We start from the raw sequence: 15,629 nt of genomic DNA, 5'->3' as shown, positions 1-15,629 counted from the left end.
TTCCGTGATCTGGTTCGGATGCACATCGAACTGTTGTGCCAATTCGGCCAGCGTCCGCTCGCCTTTGACCGCTGCCAGCGCCACCTTTGCTTTGAACGCCGCTGAGTGCGTCCGTCGGGTTCGTTTCGTCATTTCCTCGGTTCCTTTGCCAGCATTATTGCTGGCTCAGGCCCCGGCCAAACCACTTATCCGACTATCCAAATTTGCGCGGCCACCTCTGTGATATGTGGCTGAAAGAAATTGGAATCCGGCACAAGTGCGGGATGCTCGCCGATCGTTAAAAATTAGTTGATGTGCCAATTGGCAGTGGTGTATACGAATTGATCGATCGGATCTGCGGCATCGTACAAAGGCAACGAGTGGATGCTGATATTTTGTCGTGGGTGTCGCGACATCTGCGCGAAGTAGATCAATTACGCGGAGTAGGGGCATTGTCAGTTGACCAACTGAAACGAATACGCGAGGCGCTTTCGCCGTACGGATTGAAGCTGCTGAAATCTGATTGGCGGGGATGGAATGCTCAATATCGCTTCCGTTGCAGCAACGGCCATGAGGTCAGCCGATCCGGTTCGCATCTGTACTACAACCTCATCGCATGTCCTACCTGCCGTGATGAGGAGTCGCTGCGACAGCTTGATCAACTTGCGCGACAGGCCGGCGGGCGTTGTTTGTCCGCCAAGTATGCCGGTCGTACGGCGCGCTACCAGTTCGTTTGCCGTGAAGGACACACGTTCGAGAAGACGGCTAGCAACTTGCAGAAAGGATCGTGGTGCGTGTTATGTGCGCGTGCGGAGCATTCAAAGCGGATGTCCGATCCGGACGGGATGAAGCGCCTGCGTGCGGTCGCGCGGAATCGCGGCGGGAAGTGCTTGTCTACGACCTACACAAAGCTTTCAGATCGTTATCGCTTTCGATGTGCGGAAGGGCACGAATGGGAGACAGTTGGGTATGAGGTGACGAGAGGTGCGTGATGCCGAAAATGTGCCAATGCACGGAAGTCGGTAGCGTATCGTCGTGCTGACGGCCTCCAAGCGATGCAGGCCCATGCGTTGAAACGTGGCGGCATTTGTCTTGCGACCGAGTACATCGGAAACGATGCCTATTACCGGTTTCGTTGCGGGCATGGTCACGAATGGGATGCGCAGGGAGCGAAGATCTTCCGAGGATCGTGGTGCCCGAGATGCCAGAACCAGGGCAACGTATATGACATCTCCGATATGCGCCGCTTAGCGAAAGCACACGGTGGTCGGTGCCTCTCTCGTACCTACAAGAACGCCGCGACGAAACTTGAATGGGCATGCGCACATGGCCATCGCTGGTCGGCAGTGCTGGGGGCAATCGTTGCGGGAAGGTGGTGCTGTGTGTGTGCGTACGATGGCCGGAAGCTAGGGTTGAAGCTGATGCGAACAATCGCAAGGGAGCGCGGTGGTCGATGCGTCTCGACGGAGTATGTGAACTCCAGCACGAGGCTTGAGTGGGAATGCCATATCGGGCATCGTTGGTTCGCGACGCCGAATACGATCCGAAACGGGCACTGGTGTCGACTGTGCGCCTACCTGGAGATGACGACAAATCCGAAGACCATTCGCAAGCGCCGCCACTTGCCGACCAAGGTCTGATAGCGCACTAGGCGGACAGTCGGGCGTCCAGGCGAGGATGTTTTAGAATTTGGCAGGCTGATCCGATCAGCATGGAGCACCCGAATAATTGTAATGAATGTAAAAGAGGGCGTCATGTTTAGGGGCATCAGTGCCATTGTGATTGGGGTGAGCCTTCTTGTCGCTGCTGCAATCAACGCACAGTCGGCTAGAGAGTTTCTTCGAACGTCGATTGTGGTACCGGGCCTCGTCGTTAAGCTCAATGCTGGCGGATACCATCCCGAGATTCAATTCACCACCAAGACAGGGCAGCAGATTTCGTACCCGCAAGGTGGGATCACGAAAGTGGAGCTCGGTCAGCGAGTCGAGGTGCGATACCAAGCCGACGATCCTGATGGCAGTGCAACGATGAATGTCTTTGTTGCAATCTGGGATTCGCCGATCGTTTTTACCATCATGGCGGCGTTCGCGATCGTGTGCGGGGTTATGAGTTTTCGGTCGCGGACATAGCGCGAGAGTAGACAAGGTTATTTTTGTTGCGCGCGTCGGTTGTGCGTTCCGACATGCTTGGTTGGTACTCTCTTGAGGCACTGGAATGCCGTGGGATAGTCCCATGTTCCGGGCTCGCGTTGTGTATCATCCCGACTGCTATTTGACGAACGAGCGAGCACATTTATGTACAAGGCCGTAGCCTTTGTCGTGATCGGAGTCGGCTTTTTGATCGCAGCGGCGATAAACGTTCAGCTGACGCGTGAATTCATGCGGACGTCGATCATGGTGCCGGGCGAAGTGGTGAAGTTGAACGCGGGCGGTTATCACCCTGAAATCGAGTTCATGACCAAGTCAGGCGAACACGTTTCGTATCCGCAAGGCGGTATCGTGTCAAAAATGGCCGTCGGCGATCGACCGCAGGTGCGCTATCTTGCCGAGAATCCGATTCCGACTGCGAGAATCGATCGGTTCGATGCGATCTGGGGGAATGCGGTCTTTTTCGCTGCCTTCGGATTGGGCTTCATCGTTTGTGGGCTGATCAACCTTCCGTCACGACAATAACCAGATCACTGGGGCGCGGGCATGTCATTTCTGAGGCTGAGCAAGTGGACCTATAACACCGGGGCAGGCGGTGGCCTGAGCGTTGAGATCGTAATGGCAACGGGCGGCACGATCATACTGACCGACCCTGAGAAGCACGATCAGAGCTTCTACTACGGTGGCGTCGGCGTCGGGATCGGCGCGGGTCTGAAGATCCCAAAAATCAAATTGCCGAGGTTCTCGACACCTGAGATCAAGCTGCCGCCGATTCGGGGCCGCAGCGTTGGGGCGGCGGGCTCCACATTGGACTTCCCGAGCTACGGCAGCATCTACATGACGAGCGCGTTTCGTGGAGCAGAGCTGTCGCGATCGGATTTTCAGGGCGGAACGATTTATGTCGACGGGTCGTTGTCGGCGATTTATGGCTGGGCAGGTGATGCGATGTTGCTCGGCATGAATCCTGCATTACTGGCAGCGGGGCTATCAGGTCCGGGCTTCAGTTGGCTGCTCCAACGAGCAATTTCAGAGGCGCCGGCTGTATTGATCATGCGCGGACAAACGGTGGGCTTCCAGGCTGGAGGAAGTATTGGAATTCTTGCCGGATACGTTCATTGATCTAAACCAACGGTTGTGACCCGGCGCGCGGTGCGCATCGCAAAAGCTCCTTGCCGGTTTCAACTGACAGCACGACGAGTTGAACGTAGCTGTTTGAGTGGGCGTACGGGCCGAAGAACCGGTCCATGATGGCCGAGAACCGATGCAGGCTGACATCTCTTGTCGCAGCTTCCGAGAATGAAAGCAGGATTTCCACACCGCGAACAAATGACGGGAACTGGTTGTCGAGAGACATCCACCTGATCGCCGGCTTGTGGTCGAGGGATACGATCGCATCGATGCAACGTTGAGCAACCACGCTGGAGCGCGGGGCATGGAAACGGAGAAACTCCTTCAGGGCGGGCAGTCCGGCTCGCGTCAGGTCAAGCGGATGCGGCGCCAACGCCGACAGGACGCGCCAAAGTGCACCGCCGCGCGGCAAGGCTGCCGGCAAGGTCGGACGAGAGAGTAGGGTAATCGGGCATGCCAGCGCTGAGCCCTCGTACAGAAGATCGCTATCCGGCGCACCGATCGGCAACCGGGACGGCATTTCTCCGTTGGTCGCCAGTACATCGACATCGACCTGAGGATGTCGTGGATGAGCGGTTTGACCCTTTAAGTCGAGCAACGCCAGTAGCGATTCCGTAAGTGCTCCGTCCGGCGAGGCTTCCGGATCTCGGTAGGCCAACCAATAGACGGTGGACGAATCCGTCGGTCGCGCATGACTGAATGCACGATACGGCCACACCTGTGTGCGCGGTGTCGCACGTGAAGCGATGAGGGCCTTGTCTTCGTCCGATTTCGTACGCTCACCCAGATAGACGGCTTCAACCGAGTAAACGCTCAGCGGAATGCCGGTTGCCAACGGGATCGGGGTGATCGAATATGCGGCATCACTACTGGTTAGCTGGATAGGCGTTGCTGCGCGTTCGAACAGGTTGACGACCGGCGTGCAAAACAATCGGAAGGTGCTGGTGTTCAGCGTCGCCAGGATCTGAGCGGCAGCGGAATCATGGGCCGTGCCTCGCACGGCGATGTGAAGCGTCAGCCGTCGAGCTGCGGCGGCGCGTGCGGCGCGACGAATTCGCCCCAGGTCGATGTCGACGAAATCGAACTTCTCGGGGAAGGCAAAATACTCCACGAGATTCCGGAAGGATTGTGCGCTCGTGTTGCTTTCGTTCGGTAGCAATTGCTCTTCATTGGCGAAACCGGCCGGCTCGATCGGCACTTTCGACAAACTGATCCAGCGTCCGCTTTCGTCCACTTCCACGTAGGCGCCTGATGCGCGGAGCAGCAGCGTATCGGCAAGCGCGGCGACGAGCGGCCGCTCCCCGGTCAAATGCACTCGAACCGGGGCGGACGGAATGGCCTCATCAAATGCTTGCGACGCGGATTCGCTTGCAAAGGAAATCGAAATGATCCCCGTCACTTCTGACGGAATGCGTGCCGCTGCCGGAGCAAGCGTCGCCGGCGAATAGCGAGCCGAGTGAATGCGCAATGGCGATAACGTGACGTCATAGACGGTACGGAAACGGCACGGTGCGGCATTGGCGTCCAGCATCGTGCCGCGCGCTATCGTCAACGGTTCTGTAAGCTGGCCGAACAGAACCGATGGGTCGAACGAGGCAACCGCGCTTGACGGGACGGTGCGCAGATACTGCGGATAGGCAATTTCGAGAAGTGCCTCGGTTAATTGCGGGTAATCATCATCAAGCTTCGCATCGACACGAGCTGCTAGTAGGGCAAACGTCTGTACCATTCGGTCGACGTGCAGGTCTTCGACGTGTCCGCCAGTCATGCCGAGGCGTGCTGCAATCTTCGGAAAGCGCCGAGCGAACTCCGCCAGACTGCGTGCAAGCAGCCCGACTTCACGTTCGTAATGTGACAGCAGATGGTCCATTCGCTGCAAATATTCAACAATCCGCGATAATCAGTCCCCGTTTCCCGGAGCCGACATCTAGTCCAAATGGCGTGCAGGCATATTAAAATGGCCGCGCCGACAAAAAACTGCCGCTCCGCTGAGAGATTCCGAGGCTACATATGCAAATGTCCGAAATTGCGAGCTTCTTCCAGCTCCAGAGCAATCGCCTGTTTACGATTGAAACGCCATTGAAAGGTCGATCGGATCTCGTGCTCGTCGATTTCCATTGTACCGAGGGGTTATCTCAGAATTTCGAGATGCATGTCCGGCTCGCGTCGCAGGACAAGAATATCGAGCTGAAGAAGCTGATCGGGCAACCGGTGACAATCACGTTGCAGTTGACCGATGCGCTCGCCAGCTCCGAAGAGCGTTACTTCCACGGATACGTCGCAGCGTTTTCGCATCTCGATACCGATGGTGGTTTTGCGATGTACGGCGCAACGATCCTGCCGTGGCTCTGGATGCTCTCTCGCCGACAGGACATTCGGATCTTTCAGGAAGAGAACACAGAGGCGATTCTCTCGCGCGTGTTTCGAGAGTACGGCAAGCTCGCGTCGTTCGAGTTCCGGCTCTCGAAGGGAACGAAGAATCGCAGCTATTGCACCCAGTACAGGGAAACCGATCTAGCCTTTGTCGAACGGTTGATGCGAGAGGATGGCCTGTTCTATTACTTCGAACATGCGAAGGATGGACACAAGCTGATCATCGCCGATAACTCGGTGACCGCAAAGCCGATCGACGGGCGCAGTCCATCGCTGCAATACAACCAGGGCGAGGCGATGGACAATCTTGCCGTCATCACGTCATTTCAAGCGCAGCGTCAGCTTGCGCCGGACACGGTCGGACTGAAAACTTTCGACTACAAGATTCCTCATGCCCGGCGATTCGTGTCGGGTGGAACGGAGGTCAATCAAGGCGACGTACCGTCCTACGAGATCTATGACTATCTCGGCGAGCATGGTTTTGCTGACAGTGATCGGGGTGAAGAGCTCACGCGATTCCGGACGGAAGCGCTGGCTGCACACAGCAAGACGTTCGTCGGGGTGACGACGGGTCGGCGGATGATGCCGTGCCGATACTTCGAGCTGGACGACCACTACGATCACGCCAGTACCAAACAGGAAGACCGGCAATTCCTGTTGCTGACTGTGTCACACACCGGCACGAACAACTATGAGCCCGGTGAGGGGAGTTCGGCGTACTCGTGTAGCTTCACCTGCATTCGCAAGAAAATTCCGTACCGCCCGGCGTTCGAGGGCGAGCGTCCGACGATTGTCGGGCCGCAGACGGCGATCGTCGTAGGTCCGAAAGGCGAGGAGATTTATACGGATAGTCTCGGTCGTGTGAAGGTGCAGTTCCACTGGGATCGTCTCGGCAAACGCGACCAAGGGAGCTCCTGCTGGGTGCGGGTGAGCCAGCCGTGGGCGGGCAGCGGTTTCGGGATGATTCAGATTCCGCGAATCGGGGATGAGGTGGTCGTGAGCTTCCTGGACGGAAATCCGGACCGTCCCCTCGTGACGTCGCGCGTTTACAACTCGCAGAACATGCCGCCGTGGGCATTGCCGGCCAGCGCGACACAGAGCGGGATTCTGACGCGTTCGACGAAGACCGGTAACGTCAATACGGCCAATGCGATTCGCTTCGAGGATAAGAAGGGCGAGGAGGAGGTGTGGCTGCATGCCGAGAAGGATCAGCGCATCGAGGTCGAGCACGACGAGTCACACTGGGTTGGCAACGACCGTACCAAGAATATCGACCACGACGAAACGGTTCACGTCGGCCACGATCGCACGGAAACGGTCGACAACAACGAGACGATTCACGTTGGCGTGGATCGCACCGAGACCGTTGGTAACAACGAGACGCTGACGGTGGGCGGCAACCGGAACGAGACCATCCAAGGGATGGAGAATCTCCTGATTGCACTGACGTCGACGGAGACGGTGGGGCTTGCGAAAGCACTGACCGTGGGCGGCGCGTATACGGTGACCGTAGCAGGCGCGATCAACACGGCGGCCGGGCTTGCCAGCGCCGAGGAGGTGGGGTTGTCGAAAACCACGATGGTGGGCAAGACCTACACGGTTACCGCAGGCGATCGCATTGAGCTACGAACCGGTAAAGCGTCGATCGTTCTCGAAAGCAGCGGACACATCACGATTAGCGGGACGAGCATCGACATTCTCGGTTCCGACGCAGTGAAGGTCGACGGCAAGACCGTCGATCTGAACTAAGCGCTACGACGATGGAGTTCCGTAACCTCACGCCCTTGCATGCGATGGCGTTCAATGCCGTTGACGTGCCAGGGAACGAAATTCACGTCGTGGCGCTCAAGGCAGCGTATCGGCTTGAGCCGACGCAATCGCTCGACGCCGATGGCGATACGCATCGTTGCGTGCTGCTGAGCGGCGACAATGCCGTCCCGTTGGCGATGGCAGACGAATACGAAGGCGAAACGGGTACGAGCAGCGTGAAATGGGAGAGTGATCTCGCGCCGTTCAAGCCAAAGTGTGATGTCCTGGTTCGCGCGACGGCACACGCCCCGCATGGCACGCCTGTGGCTTCGTGGCCCGCTCGCGTACGGGTGTCCGATGCCGGCACGATGGTCATCGACAAAGGACTGCGCGTAACGGGGCCGCGCTCATTTACAAAGGGCTGGCGTGGGTGGAAGCTCGGCGAGCCTGAACCCACAAGCGCTGTTCCGGTGCGCTGGGAGCAGGCGTACGGCGGCGCGAGCCGCGTCACCCTTGCGCCGGGTGCAACGGGAGCGAGCGCGGAACTTGAACTGAACGAAGTCTGCTTCGCCAACCCGCTGGGCCGGGGATGGGTAGAGAAGCGTTTCCTTGATCGGGCGACCCATAAGTCGGTCGTCGCCTCGTTGTGTGCGTCATCGATTCCAGGACCGTTGCCGAAGATTGCCGAAATTCCGGCGCCTCAGATAGAGGCATGGGACATTCCAACAACCAGTCTCGACGTTGCCGAGCACTCGGCTTCGGGGCTGGATGCCACGCAGATGAAAGAGGTCGTAGCGAGCTACGCGACGACGCCTGTCGGATTGGGTGTTGTCGGTCGCGCCTGGACACCGCGTCTGCAGTTGGCCGGGACTTACGACGAGACATGGCATAAGACGAGATGGCCATACCACCCGGCGGATCATGACTTCCATCATTGGAATGGTGCACCGGCAGATCAGCAGATCGAATGGCCCGCGCCAGGACTCGCCTTCGAACTTGCCAATCTCGCGTTGCCAGAGCACACACGTGCAGGCTTTTTGCGTGCGCGACTTCCCGGACATCGCGCGCTTGTGGCACTTCGCTTTAAGAGCGGGGAAATTGTGCCGCTCGAGATGAAGCTCGACACGCTCTTGATCGATACCGAGGACATGCGAGTATCGGTGACGTGGCGAGCGGGTTTTCCGTTGCTGCCAGTAGTACGCGTGTGTGAGGCACGTTTCGAACTGGATCGACATGCGCCACTGCTACGAGCGCGAGTCCACGAAATGACGAGCGAACCGGAGGACACGTGGCAGACAACGTAATGGCCCGCAAGGATGGCCAATGGACCATTGTGTCGATGATGCCTGACGTATGCAAAACCCCCATGGGGAGTAGCACGCCGCCGGTACCTTATCCTGTCACGGCGAGCCTTGGCGACAGTCAGATGACGTCGAAGACGGTGTTTGCAAACGGGAATCCGATCGTTCGGTTCGATTCGAGTTTCGCACCAGATACGATCGGTGATCAGGCTGGCGTAGCACATGGAGTCGAAAGCGGAACCGTTGGTGCCAAATGCTGGCCGATCGATCATAGCAAGACTGTCCGGGTTGAAAGCAAGATGGTCGTGCGCCACAGCGACCAGTTCTGGATGAACGGCAATTACGTCGGAAAGGATGCAAAGGCCGCCCGTTGGCGAGGTCGGAAGGCCCAGATCGCCGAGGCACGGGGGAAGGCTGCTTCGATGCCACCGGGACCGGAGCGAAGCAAGCTCGAAGCGGCGGCAAATCGCTTCGAGCAAAACAATACGGCGGTCGAAAAGGCGCGCTTGGCGGAGAACGTTTACCACCCGGAGCAGGCGGCGCCAGAGGGATGGAAGAACGTCAGCAGCGACCCCGCGAAGCTGGCCCAGTTCAAGTTGAAGCCCAACGATTTCTCGATACCGGGAACAAACTTTCGTGCGCAGGTCTACGAACCCGATCCCGCAGTTTTCGGAAACGACTTCAAGACGCAGGTGGTTTTTCAGGGAACAGACAAGTACAAGTGGTCCGACTGGGCCAATAACATCGCTCAAGGGGCCAATAAGAACTCAGCCTATTACGATCGTGCAGTCAAGATCGGGCGAGCGCTTCAGAACAGTGGAACCGACGTGGACATTGTGGGGCATTCGCTCGGTGGCGGCATGGGTTCCGCCGCATCTCGTGCGAGTGGGTTGGCCGCGACCACGTTCAACTCAGCGGGCCTCAATCCGGCGACGGTAGCGCGCTATGGCGGGACACCGGTGGCGTCCGATATTCAGGCGTACCGCGTGGAAGGGGAGGTCCTGACGAAGGTTCAGGAGGGCAGTCACGGGATGATGCCTACAGCTGTCGGTACGCCGCACATCATTCCGGGAACGGGTGGGGCAGTTGAGCGCCATGGCATGAATCAGGTCATCGATGGCATCGAAGCACAAAAGACAGCCGATCAGGCCACGATCGTTCAGGAGACTCGTCCTTGAGGACCAACACGACAACTTCGCCGGCCCGAAGGGTGAAGCACACGGCGCGTTGGCGGTGGATCGCTGTAGCCGCTGTCTCCGCACTAACAATCATCGTAAGTGGATGCAATATGAGCTCGAATTCACCCAGCAAGTATTTTGACGGCGGCTATCTGTCTGCTGCCAAGGCGATCAGCGATGGCGATGTTGCTCAACTGAAATCGGCGTTGTCCGGGATCGACGTGAACAAGCCTGGGCGACAAGAAATGACATTGCTCTGGTTCGCTATCTCGACCAAGAATTTCCCCGCGATCAGCGAACTGATCGCGCATGGCTCAAAGCCGGACGCACAAATCGTGGAGGGCTTGGGCAGCGCGATGTACTTCACGATCACCAATGAAGATACTCGATACCTGAAAGCGATGCTCGATGGTGGCTTGTCGCCGGACACGGTTGATAGTGATGGCACGAGTCTGTTGCAGCGGGCGATGGAAGGCAACGGCGCGATGGAGCGGGTGAAGCTGCTGGTCGAACGTCACGCAAACATCAATCATCGCGACAGCATCGGCGGCACAGCGTTGGATTCCTCGCTCGATGTCGGCAAGCCGGACATTGCGCTTTTTCTCGTTGAGCATGGTGCTGATGTAAATGCCCATACGACGAACGGCGTGAGCGTGGCCTACTCCGTGCAAAAGGACATCGACGCACTGCAACCGGAGGCCAAGCAGGCTACGGTCACCGACATCTCGTTGGATAAGGAGGGGCAACCGGTCAGAACGACCCAGACTCCTCCCGCACCAGGGTTGTCGCCAGAGGGCAAGGAGCGCTTGGAAAAATTCGAGCGTCTGCGCGCGCTGATGATTGCAAAGGGGGCGAAGTTTCCGCCTGACCCGCCAGCGAAGGTTCGAGAACAGATGAGCAAAAAATAAGTCGGGGAGCGTACCGTGGGTGACAAGGGCAATACTGTCGGCAGATTGTACGGTCAGGCGTCGATGTCGGGCGCCCCTGCGTCTTCAGCCAATCCGCCGGTGAAAGCGGAAACACCAGAAGAGGAGGGGTGGTTCTCCAAATGGTGGGGCAATACGAAGCACGAGCTGAGTGAGGCCGCAGATCATCCATGGGAGGCGACGAAGGGCGCTGTCAAAGGGATTGCCAATATACCGTCCGATATTGGCGAGTTGCTGATCAAAGGCAGTACGCTCCAAACCGCAGGGCAAATGGAGCAGGCTGCGGCTATGCAAAGTGTGTTTGGGCAAACGCAGTCTGCTGAGGCGCTGATGCAGGGGGCGCAGGAGGTTAAGGCGAGTGCTGGCTCCATCGAGCTACCCAAGTTCAAGATGAGCAATGCGGCCCAGGCTGGCGGCGACAAGATTGCGACGGCGGCATCACTTCTTGCTGGAGGAGCTGGGCTGGCCAAGGGCGGAGTCAGAGGTATGGCGGCCCTGGGTAAGGTTGGTGCTGCTGAAGGAGCTGAACTGACTAAGACCGCTTCGGCCGCTGGGAAGGTGCTTAAGACTGAAGGCGCTGTTGCTGAGGGCGCAAAGGCTGCCGACGCGCCCACGGCGGTCGGCAAGGCGACTGGTGCAACTGAAGGTGCCGGTGCTGGAGATGCAGTCGGGGATGGAGCAAAGGTACTCAGGCGACGTAAGTCACTGCGCGAACGTTACCTCGGGCGTACCCCAGGCAAGAATTCACGGACGGGCAAGGAAGTGCAGGCGCGGCTCGAAAAGGAAGGCAGGCTACGCGAAGATCCGTTCACTGGAGAGAAAGAGTTTGAGTACAAGGGAAACTGGTATCCGCTTAAAGACGCTGATATGGCGCACCAAACGGACGCGGTTACCTGGTGGAACAATGTTGGGCGAGAGTATGGGGCGAAAGCTCCAGAGGTTCGTGCATGGATGCTCGACTCCAAGAATTACGATTTGCAACCATACTGGGTCAACAGATCCCTTGGTGCTAAACTGGGTGAACGTTATCTACCCCCATTGAAGTAAGGTGCATATGGCCATGAAGCTACCAGAAGAACTGACCAAAGACGTATACGCTTACGGTGCGGCGGGTCGGGAAGCTTGGAAGAAGGGAGACTTCGCTGAAGCCGAGGTAAATTTCACAAAGGCGTGGGAGATTTTGCCCGTGCCTAGAGAGCAATACGACCTCGCGCAGTCGATGACACGCGGATTCGTCGTTTTTTATCGCGATACTAAACAGTTTGATAAGGCTGTTCACTGGTTGGCAGAAATGAAGAAGGCGTACGGTTCTGGAACCGGCCCGGATCTGACAATCGGCTTTCTTAGCGGAACGGTGTATTTTGAAGCCGGGGATCTAGATAAATCCGCGGAATTCTTTGTGCCGCTGTATGAGCAATTTGGGAGTCGGCCATTTTCTGGTGAGGATAAGAAGTATCTCGAATTCGCGAAGCGTGCATCGAAGGGCGTTAAATAAAAATGACCAGGCTTCCCAAGAAAATCCAAGGCGAGTTAGATGCTCTCTCGGAACAGGGCAATGTCCTGTGTGATGCATCGAAGTTCGATGAAGCAATTCAGCGATGGCGTGCCGCTATCGAGTTGCTTCCCGAACCTCGGGTTGACTGGGAAGCATACACTTGGCTCTCCGCATCGATCGGTGATGCGCAATATCAGATCGAAGAGTTTGAGGCAGCGCGACAGAGCTTCTTTGATGCGCTTAATGGCCCCGGCGGACAGGAGAACCCCTTTGTTCACTATCGATTGGGGCAAAGTCAGGTCAGTCTCGGAGACGAGGAGCAGGGAGTCGCCAGTTTACTAAAGGCATACATGCTCGATGGCGAAGAGATTTTCGACGAGGACGACGAGGGCGAAAAGTATTTGCAGATGTTGCGTGATAGAAAGCTTGTCGGTTGATCCATCAAACCTTGTACTGCGTGAACTTTGGGGTAGTCCGCGAGAAGGGTTGCAGGCGCTTGTAATTGGAAGGAAGGCCAGTGGGAAATGATGTGACGCCAACGAGGCGTCGGTCGGCCTTGACCAAAGGGAAGTTATCGTCGCTATCGGCCGAGAAAGTGCCATCGCCATCGCTATCGCTGGAGCATCACGTGGCGCTGACCGTGTCACTCGAGAAGCGGTGATTGCGACCGGGTCATTTACCTGCTGCGCGTTGCGTACTTGGCGTTCTACATGTGTAACGAGACCGCCTCGGGCTCGGATTTCGACTTGTACAGACGAGCGGAAACCGCGCAGGATGCCGTTGCCTACACGCGGGCCGGCTTGGAAATCGTGTTTCGGCCTAGCGACAAGAAGGTGAACGAGGGCAAGAGCAACGCGGACACGAAGGGCTTCTTCGATATGAAGGAGTGCGCTACGGAAGAGGCGCGTCGTTCAGACATGGGCAAGTGGGAGACGGTCCTGCACGGTAACAAGTCCATGCGTGGCAGTAGCCTGGATAACCCCGTGTTCGACATCAACTACCACGCACGCGAGGCCGGTGCGTCGACGGCGAGTGCGGAGAAGATTCGCTACGCGCTAATTATCACCGTCGAGGCGCCCAAGCACGCAGATCTGTACAACGACATTTTGCGCGCTTACGCCAAGATGTTGGTGCCCATTCAGTTGAAGGTCACTCTGACCTGCCCCCTGCAAACAGGGCCAGCCGAAGTCTAGTAGAGTTCGCTTTCTGAACGGTCCCGGTTTTCAGTGCCAAAGGCAATGTTAGTCTTCGGCGTTCTGTTGGTCCGTCAGTTGGGCCTGCAGGCCCAACTGACGGACGTATTCGGCAGGCGGCACTTCACCGAGAGCCCTGTGAGGCCGACTCTCGTTGTATTCGACCCGCCATCGTTCAATCTGCTCCCTGGCATCGGCCAGCGATGTGAACCAGTGCACGTTCAGGCATTCATCGCGTAGCGTGCCGTTGAACGACTCCACGAATGCGTTATCCGTTGGCTTGCCGGGCCGGCTGAAGGCAATCTCGACCTTGTGATGGTAAGCCCACAGGTCCATCACCTGACTCGTAAATTCCGAGCCGTTGTCACAAAACAGCGTGCGGGGCGCTCCGCGTTTGCTCCTCAGTTCATCCAGTGCACGCACGACATCTGAAGCGCTCAATCGCTGACCAACATCGATGGCTAGTGCTTCGCGCGTAAAGACGTCGATGATGACCACGGCAGCGTCTTTTACGGGTGCAACGCGGATTACGGAAAAACGCGGGCAGACTTCCGACGTTTGGAAAACAGGGATCGTCTCTTGATCGTGCGGAACACTGCAGAAACGCGTTGACGGGTTGCAGAATCGACCTGCTCCGACTGGCTGTGACAATCGGCCACGTTAAATGGAAGAGGTGTGGCACCGAATCCGCTTCGGTGGTGACCGTTGGGCCCGGCCGCAGTCGTGCCATTTATTTGATAGCACCTACGCCTGACGCCGCCTTACGCGAGCGCCGACGCGCTTCCGGCTGCCACACCTTTCCTTGTCGTGCTACGCCCGCTGTCAGACCGAAACCGTGATACCCGCCGGGCCCGATTTCCCCACAGGCCGCACCACGATTTCCACATGCTGGCCAAATGCCGCCAGCGTCACCATCAGTTGATCCAGCGAAACGTTCCGGAGCCTCTCGCGTTGCTCGGGCGTGACCGCCGGCCGGGCCATTTCCGCGAGCGCCGCAGCCTCGCCCTCAGTCAGGGCTTGCGAGGCGATCAGCGAGTTGAGTTTCAGCACGAGTGCGGACTTGGCCGCCAGTTCCCCGACGTCGTAGAAGTCGAAATCGGCCGGTACGTTGTCGGTGTCATGATTCTGGTCGTCGCGATTCATTGTGCGTCTCCCGTGACCGCCGAGAACTGCGGCTGCTGCTGTTCCATCGTGGTATCGAAAGCGGGGAATCCATTCTTCCCGACAGGATCGCGGCTCGCATCGTCGATCGGCGTGATCACCAGCCGCTGGTGCGACACCTCGATCTGCAAGCGCTGCTCGGGCTCGAAGCCCGCCGCCTCGATCCACCGGCCGGACAGCTTCATCCACAGATGCAGGATAGGTGGCGCCATATCGGTGAGCCTGATATGCGGGACGATGCGGCGAGATTGAAAAGATGTTTGAGTGTCGACGAAACAGTCTTGGAAAAGAAACGGTGCGCTATGATTCGCGTCAGCCATGGTCAACTCCAGGGGTTGAGTTGGTTGTGGTCAGCGGCCTGCAGGTGCTCCTACATCTGCAGGCCGCGCTCGTTTACGCAGTGGATTTCGATCGTCACTTCGTCACATGCCTGGCGTGCCGACATGCCCTAAACGTCCTTGCGAAAACGTGCAACCACTGTAGCCAAGTTCGATCGGTTTCGGGTGATGGTTATGTGCGTTTCCGCAGAACTGGCCATCAGGCCAATGTCTCGCGTGCTTGCTGCTCAACGATTTCGGGGCGCCTGCGTTGGCTGGCCGCGTCGTCGTTTCATCACCGATGTGTTGAAAAACGTGTCGGCCGATTGTTTCGATGCACCTGTTGCACGCCGCACGAGGATATCGTTCACCGCTCACCGTGACGATGAATGCGCGTGAGACGTCGACGAAACCGGCCGCCATCCGTCAATGAACGGCGGTCTTTATAACGGGAACGAATCCCAGCGCGAATCGGTTCAGTCCTATTGGATGCGGCATCCGGAGACGTTAAGCTTGGTTTGCGCGGCACCGTGACGCATATTCGACGGCGGTCGTTGGGCCCGGCCGTAATGAACCTGTCCGCATTTTTGTGGGCGAGGCGGTTGAACAGCACGTTATCCGCGCGCCTGCATAAATCGGTCTCCGAACAGGATAGCAAACTGGTTCATCGCCGATTTCCAGT

At 57.7% G+C, this 15,629-nt stretch carries 16 protein-coding genes and 1 pseudogene; 12 read left to right on the top strand and 5 right to left on the bottom strand.

The features are described 5' to 3' along the window. The coding region (locus ACNQQL_RS34980) for a transposase (protein WP_347069140.1) at positions 1-132 on the bottom strand (132 nt) is incomplete at its 3' end. Between the two features lie 188 nt (positions 133-320). Here ACNQQL_RS34980 and ACNQQL_RS34975 point away from each other — a divergent pair. The 4 genes from ACNQQL_RS34975 (at position 321) to ACNQQL_RS34960 (ending at position 3,245) form a co-directional block, all read left to right on the top strand. Next, the gene (locus tag ACNQQL_RS34975) at positions 321-971 is read left to right on the top strand and encodes a hypothetical protein (protein ID WP_347069138.1); all 651 of its coding nucleotides are present in this window, start codon (positions 321-323) and stop codon (positions 969-971) included. A gap of 741 nt (positions 972-1,712) precedes the next feature. Further along, on the top strand, positions 1,713-2,108 hold the full coding sequence (locus tag ACNQQL_RS34970) for a DUF3592 domain-containing protein (RefSeq protein ID WP_347069136.1): 396 nt from the start codon (positions 1,713-1,715) through the stop codon (positions 2,106-2,108). 165 nt (positions 2,109-2,273) lie between these two features. Continuing rightward, the gene (locus ACNQQL_RS34965) at positions 2,274-2,651 is read left to right on the top strand and encodes a DUF3592 domain-containing protein (protein WP_047898728.1); all 378 of its coding nucleotides are present in this window, start codon (positions 2,274-2,276) and stop codon (positions 2,649-2,651) included. Positions 2,652-2,672: 21 nt separating this feature from the next. Continuing rightward, entirely contained in the window at positions 2,673-3,245 is a 573-nt protein-coding gene (locus ACNQQL_RS34960) for a hypothetical protein (protein ID WP_175890107.1), read from the top strand. Between the two features lies 1 nt (position 3,246). Here ACNQQL_RS34960 and tssF read toward each other — a convergent pair whose 3' ends face one another. Further along, a complete protein-coding gene (gene tssF, locus ACNQQL_RS34955) occupies positions 3,247-5,124 on the bottom strand; it encodes a type VI secretion system baseplate subunit TssF (protein WP_347069134.1) in 1,878 nt (625 codons plus the stop codon). A gap of 140 nt (positions 5,125-5,264) precedes the next feature. Here tssF and ACNQQL_RS34950 point away from each other — a divergent pair, with 140 nt between their 5' ends. From ACNQQL_RS34950 to ACNQQL_RS34915, 8 genes are all read left to right on the top strand, one after another. Further along, the gene (locus ACNQQL_RS34950; RefSeq protein WP_347069132.1) at positions 5,265-7,376 is read left to right on the top strand and encodes a type VI secretion system Vgr family protein; all 2,112 of its coding nucleotides are present in this window, start codon (positions 5,265-5,267) and stop codon (positions 7,374-7,376) included. An 11-nt stretch (positions 7,377-7,387) separates the two neighbouring features. After that, a complete protein-coding gene (locus ACNQQL_RS34945) occupies positions 7,388-8,680 on the top strand; it encodes a DUF2169 domain-containing protein (RefSeq protein ID WP_347069130.1) in 1,293 nt (430 codons plus the stop codon). Beyond that, positions 8,665-9,855 (top strand): PAAR-like domain-containing protein, encoded by a 1,191-nt coding sequence (locus tag ACNQQL_RS34940; RefSeq protein ID WP_347069128.1) that lies wholly within the window; start codon positions 8,665-8,667, stop codon positions 9,853-9,855. The genes ACNQQL_RS34945 and ACNQQL_RS34940 overlap by 16 nt, the downstream gene beginning before the upstream one ends. A 110-nt stretch (positions 9,856-9,965) precedes the next feature. Continuing rightward, positions 9,966-10,763 carry an ankyrin repeat domain-containing protein gene (locus tag ACNQQL_RS34935; protein WP_347069126.1) on the top strand — a complete coding sequence of 266 codons (798 nt, stop codon included), beginning with the start codon at positions 9,966-9,968 and terminating at the stop codon, positions 10,761-10,763. Between the two features lie 15 nt (positions 10,764-10,778). Continuing rightward, positions 10,779-11,828: a GH-E family nuclease gene (locus ACNQQL_RS34930; protein ID WP_347069124.1), complete on the top strand. Its 1,050-nt coding sequence runs from the start codon at positions 10,779-10,781 to the stop codon at positions 11,826-11,828. A 13-nt stretch (positions 11,829-11,841) separates the two neighbouring features. After that, positions 11,842-12,276 (top strand): hypothetical protein, encoded by a 435-nt coding sequence (locus ACNQQL_RS34925; protein ID WP_347069122.1) that lies wholly within the window; start codon positions 11,842-11,844, stop codon positions 12,274-12,276. A gap of 2 nt (positions 12,277-12,278) precedes the next feature. Further along, a complete protein-coding gene (locus tag ACNQQL_RS34920; RefSeq protein ID WP_347069120.1) occupies positions 12,279-12,713 on the top strand; it encodes a hypothetical protein in 435 nt (144 codons plus the stop codon). A gap of 273 nt (positions 12,714-12,986) precedes the next feature. After that, positions 12,987-13,469, top strand: coding sequence for a hypothetical protein (locus ACNQQL_RS34915; RefSeq protein WP_347069118.1), 483 nt, complete (start codon positions 12,987-12,989; stop codon positions 13,467-13,469). Between the two features lie 48 nt (positions 13,470-13,517). On the opposite strand, the pseudogene ACNQQL_RS34910 reads toward ACNQQL_RS34915, so the two are convergent. From ACNQQL_RS34910 to ACNQQL_RS34900, 3 genes and pseudogenes are all read right to left on the bottom strand, one after another. Next, positions 13,518-13,970: pseudogene (locus ACNQQL_RS34910) on the bottom strand (integrase core domain-containing protein); the annotation flags it as partial. Between the two features lie 321 nt (positions 13,971-14,291). Continuing rightward, positions 14,292-14,612, bottom strand: a complete 321-nt coding sequence (locus tag ACNQQL_RS34905; protein ID WP_347069116.1) for a helix-turn-helix domain-containing protein — start codon at positions 14,610-14,612, stop codon at positions 14,292-14,294. Then, a complete protein-coding gene (locus ACNQQL_RS34900) occupies positions 14,609-14,950 on the bottom strand; it encodes a SymE family type I addiction module toxin (RefSeq protein WP_347069114.1) in 342 nt (113 codons plus the stop codon). The genes ACNQQL_RS34905 and ACNQQL_RS34900 overlap by 4 nt, the downstream gene beginning before the upstream one ends. Positions 14,951-15,629 lie beyond the last annotated feature (679 nt).

The organism is Burkholderia sp. LFS061 (assembly GCF_047978125.1).
GTDB classification, from domain to species: domain Bacteria; phylum Pseudomonadota; class Gammaproteobacteria; order Burkholderiales; family Burkholderiaceae; genus Burkholderia; species Burkholderia pyrrocinia_C.
This window is presented reverse-complemented; position numbering and strand designations above follow the sequence as displayed.

Coding starts and splice junctions, on each gene's coding strand:
- ACNQQL_RS34970 (WP_347069136.1), top strand. CDS start 1,713: ATGAATGTAAAAGAGGGCGTCATGTTTAGGGGCATCAGTGCCATTGTG.
- ACNQQL_RS34965 (WP_047898728.1), top strand. CDS start 2,274: ATGTACAAGGCCGTAGCCTTTGTCGTGATCGGAGTCGGCTTTTTGATC.
- ACNQQL_RS34960 (WP_175890107.1), top strand. CDS start 2,673: ATGTCATTTCTGAGGCTGAGCAAGTGGACCTATAACACCGGGGCAGGC.
- tssF (WP_347069134.1), bottom strand. CDS start 5,124: ATGGACCATCTGCTGTCACATTACGAACGTGAAGTCGGGCTGCTTGCA.
- ACNQQL_RS34950 (WP_347069132.1), top strand. CDS start 5,265: ATGCAAATGTCCGAAATTGCGAGCTTCTTCCAGCTCCAGAGCAATCGC.
- ACNQQL_RS34945 (WP_347069130.1), top strand. CDS start 7,388: ATGGAGTTCCGTAACCTCACGCCCTTGCATGCGATGGCGTTCAATGCC.
- ACNQQL_RS34935 (WP_347069126.1), top strand. CDS start 9,966: ATGAGCTCGAATTCACCCAGCAAGTATTTTGACGGCGGCTATCTGTCT.
- ACNQQL_RS34925 (WP_347069122.1), top strand. CDS start 11,842: ATGAAGCTACCAGAAGAACTGACCAAAGACGTATACGCTTACGGTGCG.
- ACNQQL_RS34920 (WP_347069120.1), top strand. CDS start 12,279: ATGACCAGGCTTCCCAAGAAAATCCAAGGCGAGTTAGATGCTCTCTCG.
- ACNQQL_RS34915 (WP_347069118.1), top strand. CDS start 12,987: ATGTGTAACGAGACCGCCTCGGGCTCGGATTTCGACTTGTACAGACGA.
- ACNQQL_RS34905 (WP_347069116.1), bottom strand. CDS start 14,612: ATGAATCGCGACGACCAGAATCATGACACCGACAACGTACCGGCCGAT.
- ACNQQL_RS34900 (WP_347069114.1), bottom strand. CDS start 14,950: ATGGCTGACGCGAATCATAGCGCACCGTTTCTTTTCCAAGACTGTTTC.